The 14,869-nt window shown below is 68.4% G+C and carries 16 protein-coding genes; 13 read left to right on the top strand and 3 right to left on the bottom strand.

The window, feature by feature from the left end; all coding sequences use genetic code 11:
* The 6 genes from G3O06_RS41330 to G3O06_RS41355 form a co-directional block, all read left to right on the top strand.
* A partial coding sequence (locus G3O06_RS41330; protein ID WP_205819539.1) for a teicoplanin resistance protein VanZ occupies positions 1-784 on the top strand: 784 nt, incomplete at its 5' end.
* Between the two features lie 144 nt (positions 785-928).
* The gene (locus G3O06_RS41335; RefSeq protein ID WP_006485233.1) at positions 929-1,246 is read left to right on the top strand and encodes a ferredoxin; all 318 of its coding nucleotides are present in this window, start codon (positions 929-931) and stop codon (positions 1,244-1,246) included.
* A 13-nt stretch (positions 1,247-1,259) separates the two neighbouring features.
* On the top strand, positions 1,260-1,904 hold the full coding sequence (locus G3O06_RS41340; RefSeq protein WP_034198940.1) for an alpha/beta hydrolase: 645 nt from the start codon (positions 1,260-1,262) through the stop codon (positions 1,902-1,904).
* Positions 1,905-2,393: 489 nt separating this feature from the next.
* Complete coding sequence (locus tag G3O06_RS41345; protein ID WP_174997222.1) at positions 2,394-3,707, top strand: D-alanyl-D-alanine carboxypeptidase family protein; 1,314 nt, start codon at positions 2,394-2,396, stop codon at positions 3,705-3,707.
* A gap of 48 nt (positions 3,708-3,755) precedes the next feature.
* The gene (locus G3O06_RS41350) at positions 3,756-4,682 is read left to right on the top strand and encodes a D-amino acid aminotransferase (RefSeq protein ID WP_174916228.1); all 927 of its coding nucleotides are present in this window, start codon (positions 3,756-3,758) and stop codon (positions 4,680-4,682) included.
* On the top strand, positions 4,682-4,990 hold the full coding sequence (locus tag G3O06_RS41355) for a YbeD family protein (protein WP_011353335.1): 309 nt from the start codon (positions 4,682-4,684) through the stop codon (positions 4,988-4,990). Before G3O06_RS41350 ends, G3O06_RS41355 begins: the two co-directional genes overlap by 1 nt.
* On the opposite strand, the gene G3O06_RS41360 is transcribed toward G3O06_RS41355, so the two are convergent.
* Complete coding sequence (locus G3O06_RS41360; RefSeq protein WP_174916227.1) at positions 4,974-5,960, bottom strand: transcriptional regulator GcvA; 987 nt, start codon at positions 5,958-5,960, stop codon at positions 4,974-4,976. The genes G3O06_RS41355 and G3O06_RS41360 overlap by 17 nt on opposite strands.
* A 102-nt stretch (positions 5,961-6,062) precedes the next feature.
* On the opposite strand from G3O06_RS41360, the gene G3O06_RS41365 reads away from it, so the two are divergent.
* From G3O06_RS41365 to G3O06_RS41390, 6 genes are all read left to right on the top strand, one after another.
* Positions 6,063-6,389 (top strand): DUF2917 domain-containing protein, encoded by a 327-nt coding sequence (locus G3O06_RS41365; RefSeq protein WP_205819540.1) that lies wholly within the window; start codon positions 6,063-6,065, stop codon positions 6,387-6,389.
* Between the two features lie 84 nt (positions 6,390-6,473).
* A complete protein-coding gene (gene lipB, locus G3O06_RS41370; RefSeq protein WP_205819541.1) occupies positions 6,474-7,229 on the top strand; it encodes a lipoyl(octanoyl) transferase LipB in 756 nt (251 codons plus the stop codon).
* Positions 7,222-8,214 carry a lipoyl synthase gene (lipA, locus tag G3O06_RS41375; RefSeq protein ID WP_039346279.1) on the top strand — a complete coding sequence of 331 codons (993 nt, stop codon included), beginning with the start codon at positions 7,222-7,224 and terminating at the stop codon, positions 8,212-8,214. Before lipB ends, lipA begins: the two co-directional genes overlap by 8 nt.
* Positions 8,215-8,466: 252 nt before the next feature.
* Positions 8,467-9,483, top strand: coding sequence for a taurine ABC transporter substrate-binding protein (tauA, locus tag G3O06_RS41380; RefSeq protein ID WP_205819542.1), 1,017 nt, complete (start codon positions 8,467-8,469; stop codon positions 9,481-9,483).
* Positions 9,484-9,511: 28 nt separating this feature from the next.
* Entirely contained in the window at positions 9,512-10,309 is a 798-nt protein-coding gene (locus G3O06_RS41385) for an ABC transporter ATP-binding protein (RefSeq protein ID WP_205819543.1), read from the top strand.
* The gene (locus tag G3O06_RS41390; RefSeq protein WP_205819546.1) at positions 10,309-11,262 is read left to right on the top strand and encodes an ABC transporter permease subunit; all 954 of its coding nucleotides are present in this window, start codon (positions 10,309-10,311) and stop codon (positions 11,260-11,262) included. Before G3O06_RS41385 ends, G3O06_RS41390 begins: the two co-directional genes overlap by 1 nt.
* A 54-nt stretch (positions 11,263-11,316) precedes the next feature.
* Here the strand turns inward: G3O06_RS41390 and ggt are convergent, their stop codons facing one another.
* Together ggt and G3O06_RS41400 are read right to left on the bottom strand one after the other, a co-directional pair.
* Complete coding sequence (gene ggt, locus G3O06_RS41395) at positions 11,317-13,194, bottom strand: gamma-glutamyltransferase (protein WP_205819544.1); 1,878 nt, start codon at positions 13,192-13,194, stop codon at positions 11,317-11,319.
* A 72-nt stretch (positions 13,195-13,266) separates the two neighbouring features.
* On the bottom strand, positions 13,267-14,229 hold the full coding sequence (locus G3O06_RS41400) for a LysR family transcriptional regulator (protein ID WP_011353323.1): 963 nt from the start codon (positions 14,227-14,229) through the stop codon (positions 13,267-13,269).
* Between the two features lie 250 nt (positions 14,230-14,479).
* Here G3O06_RS41400 and G3O06_RS41405 point away from each other — a divergent pair.
* A partial coding sequence (locus tag G3O06_RS41405) for an enoyl-CoA hydratase-related protein (protein WP_205819545.1) occupies positions 14,480-14,869 on the top strand: 390 nt, incomplete at its 3' end.

Raw genomic sequence — 14,869 nt, forward strand, 5'->3', positions numbered from 1 at the left:
TCGTGCGCTGCTGGGCGCGGCGCTCGTCGCGCCGGCCACCGGTGCGCTGCTCGATCGCGGCGCGCTGCGCCGGCTGCGCTTCGCGTGGTTCGAGGACGACGGCGCAACGCCGCTGCTGCTCGCCGGGCTGTGGCCGTTCGCGATCCTGTTCCCGTCGCCGTTCCTGTTCGGCATCGGCGACTTGCCCGCCGCGCTGTGGGAGCATGCGGACGCGTCGATGCAGGACGCGCTGCTTGCGTGGCTGCCGGCCGCGTGGCGCGTGGGCGAATGGCCCGAACGCGTCGACGGCTGGCTGTCCGACTCCGGGTGGGAGGCCGCGCTCGGCGGGCTGATGCTGTTCGCCGCGCTGACGATCGCGTCGCTCGCGATGCGGCCGCGCGCGCCGCGCATCCGGCTCCTGATCGCGCTCGTCGCCGCGACGCTCGTGCTGAAGGCGGCCGCGACGTTCATGCAGTCGGCCACCGGCCTCGTCGTCGTGTGGGCGACGCCCGGCGCGCGGCTCGGGATCGAGCTCGGGTTCGCGGCCGCGCTCGTCGCGCTGCACGTGCCGGCGACCTGGCGCGCGACGCTTGCGGCGCTCGCGCTGCTGGCCGGCGTGGTGCTCGTGAACCTGCTGCCGGTCAATCCGTTCTTCGATTTCACGCTGTCGGGCTGGCGACAGGGCCGCTACGTGCACTTCAACAGCCTCGCGCGCTGGCTCGCATGGATCTGGCCCTACGCGGCGCTGATCTGGCTCGGCCAGCGCGTCGAGCACGCGTGGCTGCCGGCTGCGCTGCGCCGCTGACGCGGCGGTCAGGGCCGCGCGGCGGCCGTATCGCGGGCAGCCGCGCGCGCCGGTCGCTATAATCTTTGGCATCCTCCGTTGCCCCGCGCAGCGGCAATCGCTCCTCTTTCCGCACGGCTTCGCGCCGGGCCGCTCGTCACCATCATGGATTCCTACTATCAGCACCACGTCTTCTTCTGCCTGAACCAGCGCGATCCGGGCGCCGAACGCCCGAGCTGCGCGCAATGCGACGCGCAGACCATGCAGGAATACGCGAAAAAGCGCGTGAAGGAGCTCGGCCTCGCGGGGCCCGGCAAGGTTCGCATCAACAAGGCCGGCTGCCTCGACCGCTGCGAGGAAGGGCCCGTGATGGTCGTGTATCCGGAAGGCACGTGGTACACGTACGTCGACCAGGCCGACATCGACGAGATCGTCGAATCGCATCTGCGCGACGGCAAGGTCGTCGACCGCCTGAAGATCTGAGCGGGCCGGCCGAATGAACGTTCATACGCAGAAGTCGCTGATCGCGGGCCCGGTCGGGCAGATCGAAATCGCGGTCGACCTTCCCGACGCCGTGCGCGAAAGCGGCGCCGCACCGCGCGGCATCGCGCTCGTCGCGCATCCGCATCCGCTGTTCGGCGGCACGATGGACAACAAGGTCGCGCAGACGCTCGCGCGCACGCTCGTGCAGCTGAACTACGTCGTGTTCCGGTCGAACTTCCGCGGCGTCGGCGCGACCGAGGGCGTGCACGACAACGGCACCGGCGAGGCCGACGACCTGCTCGCGGTGCTCGCGCACATGCGCGCGCAGCCCGCGTATGCCGACCTGCCGCTCGTGCTCGCGGGCTTCTCGTTCGGCACCTTCGTGCTGTCGCACGTCGCGAAGCGGCTGCGCGACGCGGGCGAGACGATCGAACGGATGGTGTTCGTCGGCACGGCCGCGAGCCGCTGGCAGGTGGCCGACGTGCCCGAGAACACGCTCGTGATCCACGGCGAAACCGACGACACCGTGCCGATCGCATCGGTGTACGACTGGGCGCGACCGCAGGAGCTGCCGGTCGTCGTGATCCCCGGCGCCGAGCACTTCCTGCATCGCAAGCTGCACGTGCTGAAGCGCATCATCGTCGACGCCTGGCGCTAGCCGGTGCGCGGGCGCCGGCGTAGCGCCGGTAGCCCGCGTCACATCTCACACACGACCTCCGGCACGCACCGGACGCGCGTTCTCCCTTCGCGCGACATCGCGCCGCACTGCGCGGCGCAACCCGACTTCCACCTCGCCTGCACATGCCTTTCGCACACCTTCGCGTGCGATGACGTGCAGCTTGCCGACCCCCTGAGCCCGATGCCGATGTGCGGCCGTCCGGCGCCAGGTTCGCGAAAACGCCCCGCGCGGCCACGTATAATGGCCGGATTCCGCGTCGCCCGCGGCCCGGCTGGGCCCATGCGGCGCTCGTTTCGCCGCCTGTCCGCCCGCTCGCGACGGCCGCGAACCGAACGCGTCCGCACGAGTCCAACCGGCGCGTTTCGCGTCGCCCGACGAATTTCGGGCGAGTGCCCGAAACGCCCGCCGCCTTGCCGTTCAACCCTGCGCGTTTCGCACCGCACTTTCTGCCATCAGCCTGAATCGATCATGCGTCTGTCTCCCCAAGGCCTCAAGTCCCTCGCTTCCTCCATCGCCTTCGGCACCGCTGCGCGCAACGTCGCGCTCGGCGTGATGCTGCCCGTCGCGCTCGCGTCGACGATCGTCGTCGCCGAGGCGAAGCCGGCCGCCAAGGCCAAGGCCGCGCATGCGGCACCGGCCGCCACCGAGCAGTTCACCGGTGCGCCCGCGACCTACATGCCGGGCGCGGTGCCGCCGCCGGGCGTGAACGCGCGCTCGTGGGTGCTCGTCGATGCGACCAGCAACACGGTGCTTGCATCGGGCAACGCCGATGAACGCGTCGAACCCGCGTCGCTGACGAAGCTGATGACGGCGTACCTCGTGTTCGAGGCGCTCGACAAGAAGAAGATCTCGATGGAGCAGATCGTCACGCCGAGCGCCGCCGTGCGCCGCGTCGGCACCGACGAGTCGCGCATGTTCATCGAGGCGGACAAGCCGGTGTCGGTGCACGACCTCGTGTACGGGATGATCATCCAGTCGGGCAACGACGCCGCGATCGCGCTGGCCGAACTCGTCGGCGGCAGCGAAGGGCAGTTCGTCACGCTGATGAACGACGAGGCGCAGCGCCTCGGCATGAAGGGCACACACTTCGCCGACGTGAACGGCATGCCCGACCCGAACCACTACACGACGGCCGGCGACCTCGCGAAGCTGTCCGCTCACCTGATCCGCGATTTTCCGCAGTACTACAGCATCTTCTCGGAGAAGGAATTCAAGTACAACAACATCCGCCAGGGCAACCGCAACCGCCTGCTGTGGCTCGACCCGACGGTCGACGGCCTGAAGACGGGCCATACGCAAGCGGCCGGCTACTGCCTGATCGCGTCGGCGAAGCGCGCGATCCCGGGTGTGGACGGCCAGCGCCGCCTGGTGTCGGTGATGATGGGCGAGCAGAAGGAAGGCGAGCGCACGCAGGACAGCATGAAGATGCTGAACTACGGCTACAGCGCGTTCGATTCGGTGCGCCTGTTCAAGGGCGGCCAGGCGATGTCGACGCCGCGCATCTACAAGGGCAAGGAAAACACCGTGCAGGTCGGCGTGAAGGGCGACCAGTGGGCGACCGTGCCGCGCGGCCTCGGCGACAAGATCAAGACGGAAGTCGACGTCAACGCGCCGCTGATCGCGCCGCTCGCGGAAGGCCAGCAGGTCGGCACCGTGAAGATCGTCGCCGACGGCAAGACGCTGTCCGAATTCCCGGTCGTCGCACTGCAGGCCGTGCCGGAAGCGGGTATCTTCGGGCGTATCTGGGACTCGATCCTGCTGATGTTCAGCAAGAAGAAGTAAGCACGACGGGCCTTTGTTTTCACGACTTCATCCCCATCTGTCATAGCTATGAGCCAAGCCGAATTCGAACCGATCGTCTACCTCAGCGTGTCGTCGCAGGAGGAAATGGTGCCGCTGTCGGAAGCCCGTGTACCGGTGCTCGACCGCGGGTTCATCTTCGGCGACGGCGTGTATGAAGTTGTCCCCGTTTATGCGCACGACGGCGCGCACGTGCCGTTCCGGATCGAGCAGCATCTGGCACGGCTCGAGCGCAGCCTGAAGAAGATCGGCATCGCCAACCCGCACGACGACGCGGGCTGGCGTGCGCTGATCGAGCGTGTGGTCGCGGCGAATGCCGAAGGGCTCGGCGACGGCAACGCACTCGTCTACCTGCAGGTGACGCGCGGCGTCGCGAAGCGCGGCCACGCGTTTCCGGCGAACGCGGTGCCGACGGTGTTCGCGATGACGAGCCCGCTGCGCCTGCCGTCGGCAGAGGAGCGCGCGCAGGGCGTGCGCTGCGTGACGGCCGAGGATCGCCGCTGGCTGCATTGCGACATCAAGTCGATCTCGTTGCTCGGCAACGTGCTGATGGCGCAGCATGCGGCCGAACGCGATGCGTTCGAGACGCTGCAACTGCGCGACGGCAACCTGACGGAAGGGTCGTCGTCGAACGTGTGGATCGTGAAGAACGGCGAGCTGCTTGCGCCGCCGCGCAGCAACAAGATCCTCGAGGGGATCCGCTACGCGCTGATCGAGGAGCTGGCCGACGAATGCAAGATTCCGTTCGTCGCGCGCGAGATCAGCGAAGTGGAGTTGCGCGCAGCCGACGAAATCATGATCACGTCGGCCACGAAGGAAGTGCTGCCCGTCACGTCGCTCGACGATCTGCCCGTGCAGGGCGGCAAGCCGGGCCCCGTGTTCGCGGCGTTGTATGACGCGTACCAGCGCGCGAAGGCGCGCGAGTTTGAACAGTTTGACCTAACCCGGAGAAAGTGATGAGCGAACCGACCAAAACCATCGAGGTGACCGGCGCGATCGATACCCGGAAGGAGTCGCTGCTGGAGTTCCCGTGCGATTTCCCGATCAAGATCATGGGCAAAGCGCACCCCGAGTTCAAGGACACGATCTTCAAGGTCGTCGCCGTTCACGACAACGAGATCGATGTCGAGAAGATCGAGGAGCGTGCGTCGAGCGGCGGTAATTACACGGGCCTCACGATCACCGTGCGGGCGACGAGCCAGGAGCAGCTCGACAACATCTACCGCGCACTGACCGGCCATCCGATGGTCAAGGTCGTACTCTAAGCGCCCTCCATCCTCCTTCCTGCGCGCACTCGGCGGGGGTCTTCCCCGCCGCGCGCCGCGCGTCCAGCTCGTCGCACAGCCGCTTGTATTCGGCGACTTCCTGAAGCAGCCAGGTCCTGAACGCCTGCACGCGTGGCGTGTTCAGGAGCGGCGGCGGACACACGAAAAAATAGTGCCACGGGCTCGGCCCGTCGATGTCGAACAGGCGCACGATGCGCCCGTCGAGCAGGTCGTGCACCGCGAGCGAGCGGCGCACCAGCGCGATGCCCTGGCCGTCGATCGCGGCCAGCAGCAGGTTCGACGAATCCTGGTACAGAATCCCCCGTTTCGGCTCGGTCAGCGTCTTGAGCCCGGCCGCGTCGAACCACGGCCGCCACAGCTCGTCGTCCGAGCGCAGCAGGTTGTAGTGCACGAGATCGGCGGGCGTTTGCGGCAGCTTGCCGCCGTTCAGCGTCGGCGCGCACGCCGGAAAGAACACCTCGTCGAACAGCGGCTCGACGTGCAGCCCCGGATAGTTGCCATGGCCGAAGCGGATCGCGAGATCGACGTCGTCGCGCGCGAAATCGGTGAGCGAGTTGGTCGACTGCAGCTCGACGTCGATTTCCGGATGCCGCTCGATGAACGAGCCGATGCGCGGCGTGATGAAGCGCGCGGCGAACGACGACAGCATCGACACCACGAGCCGCCGGTCGCGGTCGCTCGCGCGCACGTCGCGGGTCGCATCGGCGATCACCATCAACGCGGTGCGGATCTGCTGCGCGTAGCGCATGCCGGCGTCGGTCAGGCACAGCCGCTTGCCGTTGCGGGTGAACAGCTGCACGCCGAGCTCCTCCTCGAGCGCGCGTACCTGGTGGCTGACCGCGCCGTGCGTGACGTACAACTCGTCGGCGGCGCGCGAGAAATTCTCGTGACGGGCGGCGGCTTCGAACGCGCGAATCGCGTTCAGCGCAGGTAGCTGGCGGAGGTCCATTTGCTAATTTTCCTCACATCGACGTGAAAATTGGTCGTTTTGTCAGACGCCTTGAAGTGACTACGATTGTAGCCATCGAAGCACTTATTGGCGGAGTCGATCATGCAAGAAATTTCTTCAAGCATCACGTTCGAAATCCCCGCGGGCGAAACCGTGCCGATGAAGGTACAACGCAGCACGCGGCTGGTGGTTCAGTGCGGGCCGGTGTGGGCGACGCGCAGCAACGACGTCAACGACTACTTCCTGGTCGACGGCGAGACGCTGAAGCTGCGCCGCGGCGAGCGGCTGTGGCTCAGCGCGGAAGGCCGGGAGGGCACGTGCGTGGCGTTCTCGGTGTCGCGGCCGCCCCGGGAGGTCGCGCTCGGCGGGCTGGCACGGCTGCGCGAACGCGTGACCGCGCTGCTCCACGACGGATGGCGCACCGTCTGACCATCATTTCCTCCGACGGATACCGGCGATCCGTCCCTCTCCCAAGGCCGGCGAGACCCACGGGTTTTCGGTAAACTACCGCCCATGTCCGTTTCGCCGGTTTCCATCGTGTCCACGCCTGTTGCCGTTTCCGCATCGCCCGCCGGGTCCCCGGATCAGCCGGCCCCGCCGGTCACCGTGCGCTGGCGGGGCGTCGAGACCTACGAGACGAGCTTCGACGCGATGCGCGCGTTCACCGACACGCGCACGGCCGACACCGGCGACGAGATCTGGCTGGTCGAGCATCCGCCGGTCTACACGCTCGGCCAGGCCGGCGACCCGGCCCACCTGCTGGTGGCCGACAGCGGCGTGCCGCTCGTGAAGGTCGACCGCGGCGGGCAAATCACTTACCACGGCCCCGGCCAGATCGTCGCGTACCTGCTGCTGGACCTGCGCCGGCGCAAGCTGATGGTGCGCACGCTGGTGGCGAAGATCGAGGAGGCCGTGATCGAAACCCTCGCGGCGTATAATCTCGCTTCGGTCCGCAAGGCGGGCGCGCCCGGGATCTACGTGGCATCCGGCGTGCACGAGGGTGCGAAAATCGCGGCCCTCGGCCTGAAGATCCGCAACGGCTGCAGCTATCACGGGCTGAGCCTGAACGTGAAGATGGATCTGCGCCCGTTTCTTGCGATCAACCCGTGCGGCTATGCCGGACTGGAAACTGTCGACATGGCGAGCCTCGAGGTTGCCGCCGACTGGAACGACGTCGCCCACACGCTGGTGCGCCGTCTGATCGCCAACCTCGACGGCGCATCCGCGGCCGCCGACAAGCCGCAGGCACTGGAACAATCGAATGACTGACGTTACCGCTTCTCCCGCACCGGCCGATTCGGCCGCGACCCCTGCCTACGATCCGACCGCCAAGCAGAAGGCGCAGGCGAAGACGGCGCGCATCCCGATCAAGGTCATTCCGATCGAGAAGCTGAAGAAGCCCGAGTGGATCCGCGTGAAGGCGGCCACCGGCAGCTCGCGCTTCAACGAGATCAAGACGATCCTGCGCGAGCACAACCTGCATACGGTGTGCGAGGAAGCGAGCTGCCCGAACATCGGCGAATGCTTCGGCAAGGGCACCGCGACGTTCATGATCATGGGCGACAAGTGCACGCGCCGCTGCCCGTTCTGCGACGTCGGCCATGGCCGCCCCGATCCGCTGGATCCGGACGAGCCGAAGAACCTCGCGCGCACGATCGGCGCGCTGAAGCTGAAGTACGTGGTGATCACGAGCGTCGACCGCGACGACCTGCGCGATGGTGGCGCCGGCCACTTCGTCGAGTGCATCCGCGAAGTGCGCGAGCAGTCGCCGGAAACGCGCATCGAGATCCTGACGCCGGACTTCCGCGGCCGTCTCGACCGCGCGATCTCGATCCTGAACGCCGCGCCGCCGGACGTGATGAACCACAACCTCGAAACGGTGCCGCGCCTGTACAAGGAAGCGCGCCCGGGTTCGGACTACGCGCACTCGCTGAAGCTCCTGAAGGACTTCAAGGCGCTGCATCCGGACGTCGCGACGAAGTCGGGCCTGATGGTCGGCCTCGGCGAAACCGAAGAGGAAATCCTGCAGGTGATGCGCGACCTGCGCGCGCACGACGTCGACATGCTGACGATCGGCCAGTACCTGCAGCCGTCCGAGCACCACCTGCCGGTGCGTGCGTACGTGCATCCCGATACCTTCAAGATGTACGAGGAAGAGGCGTACAAGATGGGCTTCACGCACGCGGCCGTCGGCGCGATGGTGCGGTCGAGCTATCACGCCGATCTGCAGGCGCACGGGGCCGGGGTGGTCTGAGCGCCGTTGCTTCGCCGTCTTCCGGCGAACCCGAAAAAAGCCCGCAGCGATGCGGGCTTTTTTGTTGATGCGGACGCCATTCCTGCGTTCGCATGGCAATCGCCACCCGACCGGACGCGCAATCCAGTGGAGCATGGAAAGCAAAGCTGAAACGGCATCGATAGCTTCGCAGGATAAGTTCGCTCCCGCCGCGCGCAAAGCTCCTATAGTCGGCTCTCCCGCAGCAATGCCCGCATTCCGAAGGAGAGCCGCATGTCCCGTTTCAGCTTCATCCGCCGCGCCGTCGTCGCGCTGACCGCCTTTGCCGCGCTCGGTGCGGCGCACGCCGAAACGCGCGAAGTCGTGATCGCGTACCAGGACATGGTGGTGCCGTGGCGCTACGCGCAGGCGAGCGGTGAAGTCGAAAAGGCGACCGGCTACAAGGTCACGTTCCGCAAGCTCGACAGCGGCGCCGACGTGATCCGCGCGCTCGCGTCGGGCTCCGTGCAGCTCGGCGAAGCCGGCTCCAGCCCGATCGCGGCAGGGCTGTCGCAGGGGCTCGACATCTCGCTGTTCTGGGTGCTCGACAACATCAACGACGCCGAGGCGCTCGTCGCGCGCAACGGCTCGGGCGTCACGAACGTCGCATCGCTGAAGGGCAAGAAGATCGGCGTGCCGTTCGTGTCCACGTCGCATTTCCATACGCTCGTCGCGCTGCAGGCCGCGGGCGTCAATCCGAACGACGTGAAGATCGTCAACCTGCGTCCGCCCGAAGTCGCGGCGGCGTGGGCGCGCGGCGACATCGACGCGACCTACATCTGGGATCCGGTGCTCGCGAAGGTCAAGCAGTCGGGCACCGTGCTGACGACGTCCGGTCGGGTTGCGAAAGAAAGTGGCAAGGCGACCTTCGACGGCTTCGTCGTGAGCCGCAAGTTCGCGCGCGAGAACCCCGAGTTCGTCACGCGTTTCGTGAAGGTGCTCGCGGCCGCCGATGCCGACTATCGCGCGCATGCGGCGGCGTGGAAGGTCGGCTCGCCGCAGGTCGCGGCGGTCGCGAAGGTATCGGGCGCGAACGCGCAGGACGTGCCGGCCAGCCTCGCGCTCTACGCCTTCCCGACGGCGGCCGAGCAGGCGTCGCCGACGTGGCTCGGCGGCGGCGCGCAATCGGGCGCCGCGAAGTCGCTCGCGGCGACCGCCACGTTCCTCAAATCGCAAGGCACGATCCAGACGGTGCTCGCCGACTACTCGGCCGGCGTCGATCCGCAGTTCGTGCAGAAGGCCGCGCGCTGAGCGCGGCGATCATCGCGGAGTGCCGAGCATGAGTACGCTGGAAGTCCGTCAGGTATCGGTTGCCTATCCGGGCGAGCGCGGCAGGCCGACGACGCAGGCGCTCGCACGCGTCGACCTGCGCATCGATGCCGGTGAATTCGTCGTCGCGCTCGGCGCGTCTGGGTGCGGGAAGACGACGCTGCTGAATTGCATGGCCGGCTTCGTCGCGCCGACGACCGGCGAGGTGTGCGTCGACGGCGTGCCGGTCACGGGCCCCGGCGCCGATCGCGGCGTCGTGTTCCAGAAGTACGCGCTGCTGCCGTGGCTCGACGTGCTCGACAACGTCGCGCTCGGGTTGCGGTTCGCGCGCGTGTCGAAAGCCGAGCGCGAAGCGCGGGCGCGGGAGATGCTCGCGCTCGTCGGGCTCGACGGTCATGCGCATGCGCGCGTGTACGAGCTGTCGGGCGGGATGCAGCAGCGTGTCGGCATCGCGCGCGCGCTCGCGAGCGACCCGCGCGTGCTGCTGATGGACGAGCCGATGGGCGCGCTCGACGCGATGACGCGCGGCACGATGCAGGCGCTCGTGCTCGACGTGTGGGCGCGCACCGGCAAGACGGTGTTCTTCATCACGCACGATGTCGAGGAGGCGCTGTTCCTCGCGACGCGTCTCGTCGTGATGACGCCCGGCCCCGGCCGGATCGCGGAAACCTTCGAACTGCCGTTCGCGCGCCGCTACGTCGAATCGCGCGATGCGCGCGCGGTGAAGTCTTCACCGGATTTCATCGCGTGGCGCGAGCGGCTGATCGCGTACCTGCATCGCGACGACGCGGCCGAGGTGGCCGCGTGATGCATGAACTCGCGCGACAGGGCGCGTCGGTCGGACGCGGTCGGATCAGCACTTTGCACAGGCAGGACAGCATGAGCACGCAGGATTCGTGGGCGGCCGACGGGACGGCCGCAGGTTTCGAGCACACGCGGACGCATGCGGCAGCGCGACGTGCGCCGTCGTCACGCCGCTACCGGTTGCCGGGAGAGGGGAAGACGGCGGCCTTGAGCACGGCGACGGTCGCGGTGCTGGCCGTGCTGTGGTGGGTCGCCACGCATCGCCAGTGGCTGCCGCCGCTGTTCCTGCCCGCGCCGGAAGCCGTGTGGACGGCATTCGTCGACGCTTGGCACGGGCGCATCCAGGGCGGCCTGCCGCTATCCGAGCACCTGCTGTGGAGCGCCGCGCGCGTGTTCGGCGCGTTCCTGCTCGCGACTGCGATCGGCGTGCCGGCCGGCATCCTGATGGGCGTGAGTCGCATTGCACGCGGCGTGCTCGATCCGCTGCTGGAGTTCTACCGGCCGCTGCCGCCGCTCGCGTACCTGCCGCTCGTCGTGATCTGGTTCGGCATCGATGAAACGGCGAAGCTCGTCGTGATCTTCCTCGCATGCTTCGCGCCGATCGCGATGGCCGCGCGCGCCGGCGTGCGCGCGGCGACGGTCGAGCAGATCAACGCCGCGTATTCGCTCGGCGGCAGCTTCGCGCAGATCGTGCGCCACGTCGTGCTGCCGGCCGCGCTGCCGGAGATCCTCACCGGGCTGCGGATCGCGATCGGCTTCGGCTGGACGACGCTCGTCGCGGCCGAGATGGTCGCCGCGACAGCCGGGCTCGGGCAGATGGTGCTCAACGCATCGAGCTTCCTGCGTACCGATATCGTCGTGATGGGCATCCTGATCATCGGCGCGATCGCGTGGCTGTTCGATCTCGCGATGCGCTGGGTCGAACGGCGGATCGTGCCGTGGAAGGGTAGAGGCTGACGTCACGCAGGCGCACGGGCGACGTTCACGCGCCGCCCCGGCCTGCTGACGCCCTCAATCCCCCATCGCGAGCCCTTCCCGCCGCGGATCCGCCCCGCCGAACCACACCGTCTGCCCCTGCACGTTCAGCCGCTGGATCCCCTGCAGCCCCGAGTTCATCTCGACGACCTGCACGTCGTGCCCGCGGCCCTTCAACCCGTCGGCGAGTGCGTCCGACACGCGGCCGCGCTCGAGCTGCGTCGGCCCGTTCATCGACCCGAAGTTCGGCAGCGCGATCGCCTGCTGCATCGTCATCCCCCAATCGAGCACACCGACCAGCGTCTTCGCGACGTGATTGATGATCGCGGGGCCGCCGGCCGAGCCGACGATCATCGTCACCTGCTTCGTCTTCTTGTCGAACACGAGCTCGGGTGACATCGCCGAACGCGGCCGCTTGCCGGGCTGCACGCGGTTCGCGACCGGCCGGCCGTTGTCGTTCGACACGAACGAGAAATCGGTGAGCTGGTTGTTCAGCATGAAGCCGCGCACCATCAGCCGCGAGCCGAACGCGTCCTCGATGCTCGTCGTCATCGACAGCGCCTGGCCGTAGCGGTCGACGATCGCGATGTCGGACGTCGACGGCAGCTCGGGGCTGCGATCGTCGGCCATCGCGAGCGTCGCGCCCTGCGGCGTGCCGGCCTGCGCGACGCCCATGCTGCTGTCACCGATCAGGTGCGCGCGCTGCGCGAGATAGGTCTTGTCGGTGAGGCTCGCCCAGCTGCCGCCCGGCAGCGGCACGAAATCGGGATCGGCGACATAGCGCGCGCGGTCCGCATACGCGAGGCGCCCGGCTTCGCTGAACAGGTGCGCGGCGAACGGCGTCGGCTCGTAGCCGACATCGTTGCGCACCGGCTTCTGCGCGCCGATCTGCTGCCAGTCGGGCATCGCTTCGAGGATGCCGAGGATCTGCGCGATCGCGAGGCCGCCCGACGACGGCGGCGGCATCCCGCACACGACCGAGCGCCGGTAATCGGCGCATAGCGGCGCGCGCACCTTCGCCTTGTAGCGCGCGAGATCCTGGAGCGACAGCAGGCCCGGGTTGGTCGGATGCTTGCGCACCTTCGTCACGATGTCGCGTGCGATCGCGCCGCTGTAGAACGCGTTCGCGCCGCGGTCGGCGACCTGGCGCAGCACGGTCGCGAGCGCGGGGTTCTTCAGCACCGTGCCGGCCGTCTTCGGCGTGCCGTCCTGGTTGTAGAAGTACGCGCGCGCGGCCGGGTCGTTCTTCAGGTACTTGTCGTTGGCAATCAGCGTCGCGAGCCGCGGGCTGATCGTGAAGCCGTGCTCGGCGAGCCGGATCGCCGGCTGGAACAGCCGGCGCCACGGCAGCTTGCCGTGCGCGCGGTGCGCGGCGTCGAGCATGCGCAGCACGCCCGGCGTGCCGACCGAGCGCCCGCCGACGACACCTTCGTAGAAACTCATCGGCTGGCCGGTCGGCCCGTAGAACAGGCGGTCGGTCGCGGCGGCCGGCGCGGTTTCGCGGCCGTCGTAGGCCTGCGTTGCACGGCCGTCGAAGTACAGCATGAACGCGCCGCCGCCGATCCCCGACGATTGCGGCTCGACGAGCGCGAGCACCATCTGCGTCGCGATTGCCGCGTCGATCGCGGTGCCGCCGGCTTTCAGCATGTCGTAGCCGGCCTGCGTCGCGAGCGGGTTCGCGGCCGCGATCATGACGTGCTGCGAGGTCCAGCCCGGCTTGTCGGTCCAGCCGGACGACAGCTCCGGCGCGTGGAAGCCGGGCAGCGGCACGGCGGCACCCGATGCGGCGACGACGGGCACCACGGCGCCCGACGACGGCGTGGACGGGGACGTGCAGCCGGCGTTGAACGCGACGAGCGCGACGGCGGCGAGCAGCGTCCAGGAGCGCGAATGCGGACGAATCCGGTCGAACATTGAACCCTCGGCAGCAGTGAATTCGAAGGAGGCGACGGTGCCGGCGCAACGCGGCTGCCCGCCCCGGGCGCGCTATTGTCGCCGCGCGGCCGGCGGCTTGTCACCCGACAGGAAACCCTGACGCATCGCGCCGGGCCCGCCCCGGCCGGTCTTCCCGGCCTGTTCGAGGATGAACTCTATGAACGTCGACGTCGCACGCGTGTGGTGCCGGTTCGGCATGTAGAGCATGTACATGTGCGTGCCGAAGATGCTGAGCCGGTACGCGTCGAGCGACGTGACGACCGTGCCGCGCCGGATGTCGTCCTGCATCACGTAGTCGGGCACGATGCCGACGCCGATCCCGCCGAGGATCGCCTGCCGCAGGAACAGGAAGTTCTCCGAAATCAGCGTGGGCTCGAGCAGCACCTCGTGGCGCTCGTCGCCGAGATACGCGGCGATCCTGAGCTGCCGGCCCATCACGGTCGCGGTGACGACGGGGGAGGCCGACAGCGCGCCGAGGCTCGCCGGCATCCCGTGCTCGGCGGCGAATGCGGCCGATGCGCACGCGACGTAGCGCACCGCGCCCATGTCGCGCGCGACGAGGTTCTGCGGCGGCTCCGGCATCACGCGCACCGCGATGTCGATTTCGTCGCGCATCAGGTCTTCCACGCGGTTCTCGAACACGACGTCGAGCACGATGCCCGGATGCAGCCGCTTGAACGCGAGCAGCCAGTCGGACATCACCATCTGGCCGTAGCCGCTCGGCACCGACAGCCGCACGCGGCCCTGCAGGTCCTGGCCGAGCGTCGTCACCGATTCCTGCGCGGCGAGCAGTTCGTTGCGAATGCGCCGGCCGTGCTCGTACAGCTTCAGCCCGATCTCGGTCGGCTCGATGCGCCGCGTCGTGCGCCGCACGAGCTGCTGGCCGATCGAGCGCTCGAGCTGGTTCAGCCGGTAGCTGACGTTCGCGCGGCTCATCTTGAGCCGCTGCGCGGCCTTGCTGAGATTGCCGGCATCGAGGATCTCGACGAGCAGCGTCAGCGCGTTCAGGTCCATGCGGCGCGTCTCCTGATCCGGCCCGTTTAACGGTCGGAAAGCATTCAGTGTCAAGTCAGACTTGACAGCTTGTAAAAGCGAGAGGGAATTGTCAATGAATCTCGATCAATCGAGAATCAGGTCATGCCCGGCGTACGGCCGGATCTTGTCCCGCTTCGTGCGGGACCGGGGCCGGTGCCCCGGCGCCGCTCGCGTGGCCGCGAGCCACGAACCGGCGTCGACGCACCTGCCGCCGCGTCAAGGAGACACGATGAACTCACCCGCTTCCCCCGCCAGCCCGGCCGGCACCGTCACGCGCGAACGGCGCGACAAGGTGCTCGTCGTCACGATCGACCACCCGCCCGTCAACGCGCTGTCCGCCGATGTGCGGCGCGGCCTCGCCGACGCGCTCGACGCCGCGCAGGCCGACGACGCGATCCGCGCGGTGCTGATCGTCGGCGCCGGCCGCAACTTCATCGCGGGCGCCGATATCCGCGAATTCGGCAAGCCGATCGTGCCGCCGTCGCTGCCCGACGTGTGCGAGCGGATCGAATCGGGCACGAAGCCGGTCGTGGTCGCGCTGCACGGCGCGACGCTCGGCGGCGGCCTTGAAGTCGCGCTCGCCGCGCATTACCGGCTCGCGGTGCCCGGCGCGAAGCTC

It is taken from the genome of Burkholderia sp. Ac-20345 (assembly GCF_017104825.1).
Classification (GTDB): domain Bacteria; phylum Pseudomonadota; class Gammaproteobacteria; order Burkholderiales; family Burkholderiaceae; genus Burkholderia; species Burkholderia lata_B.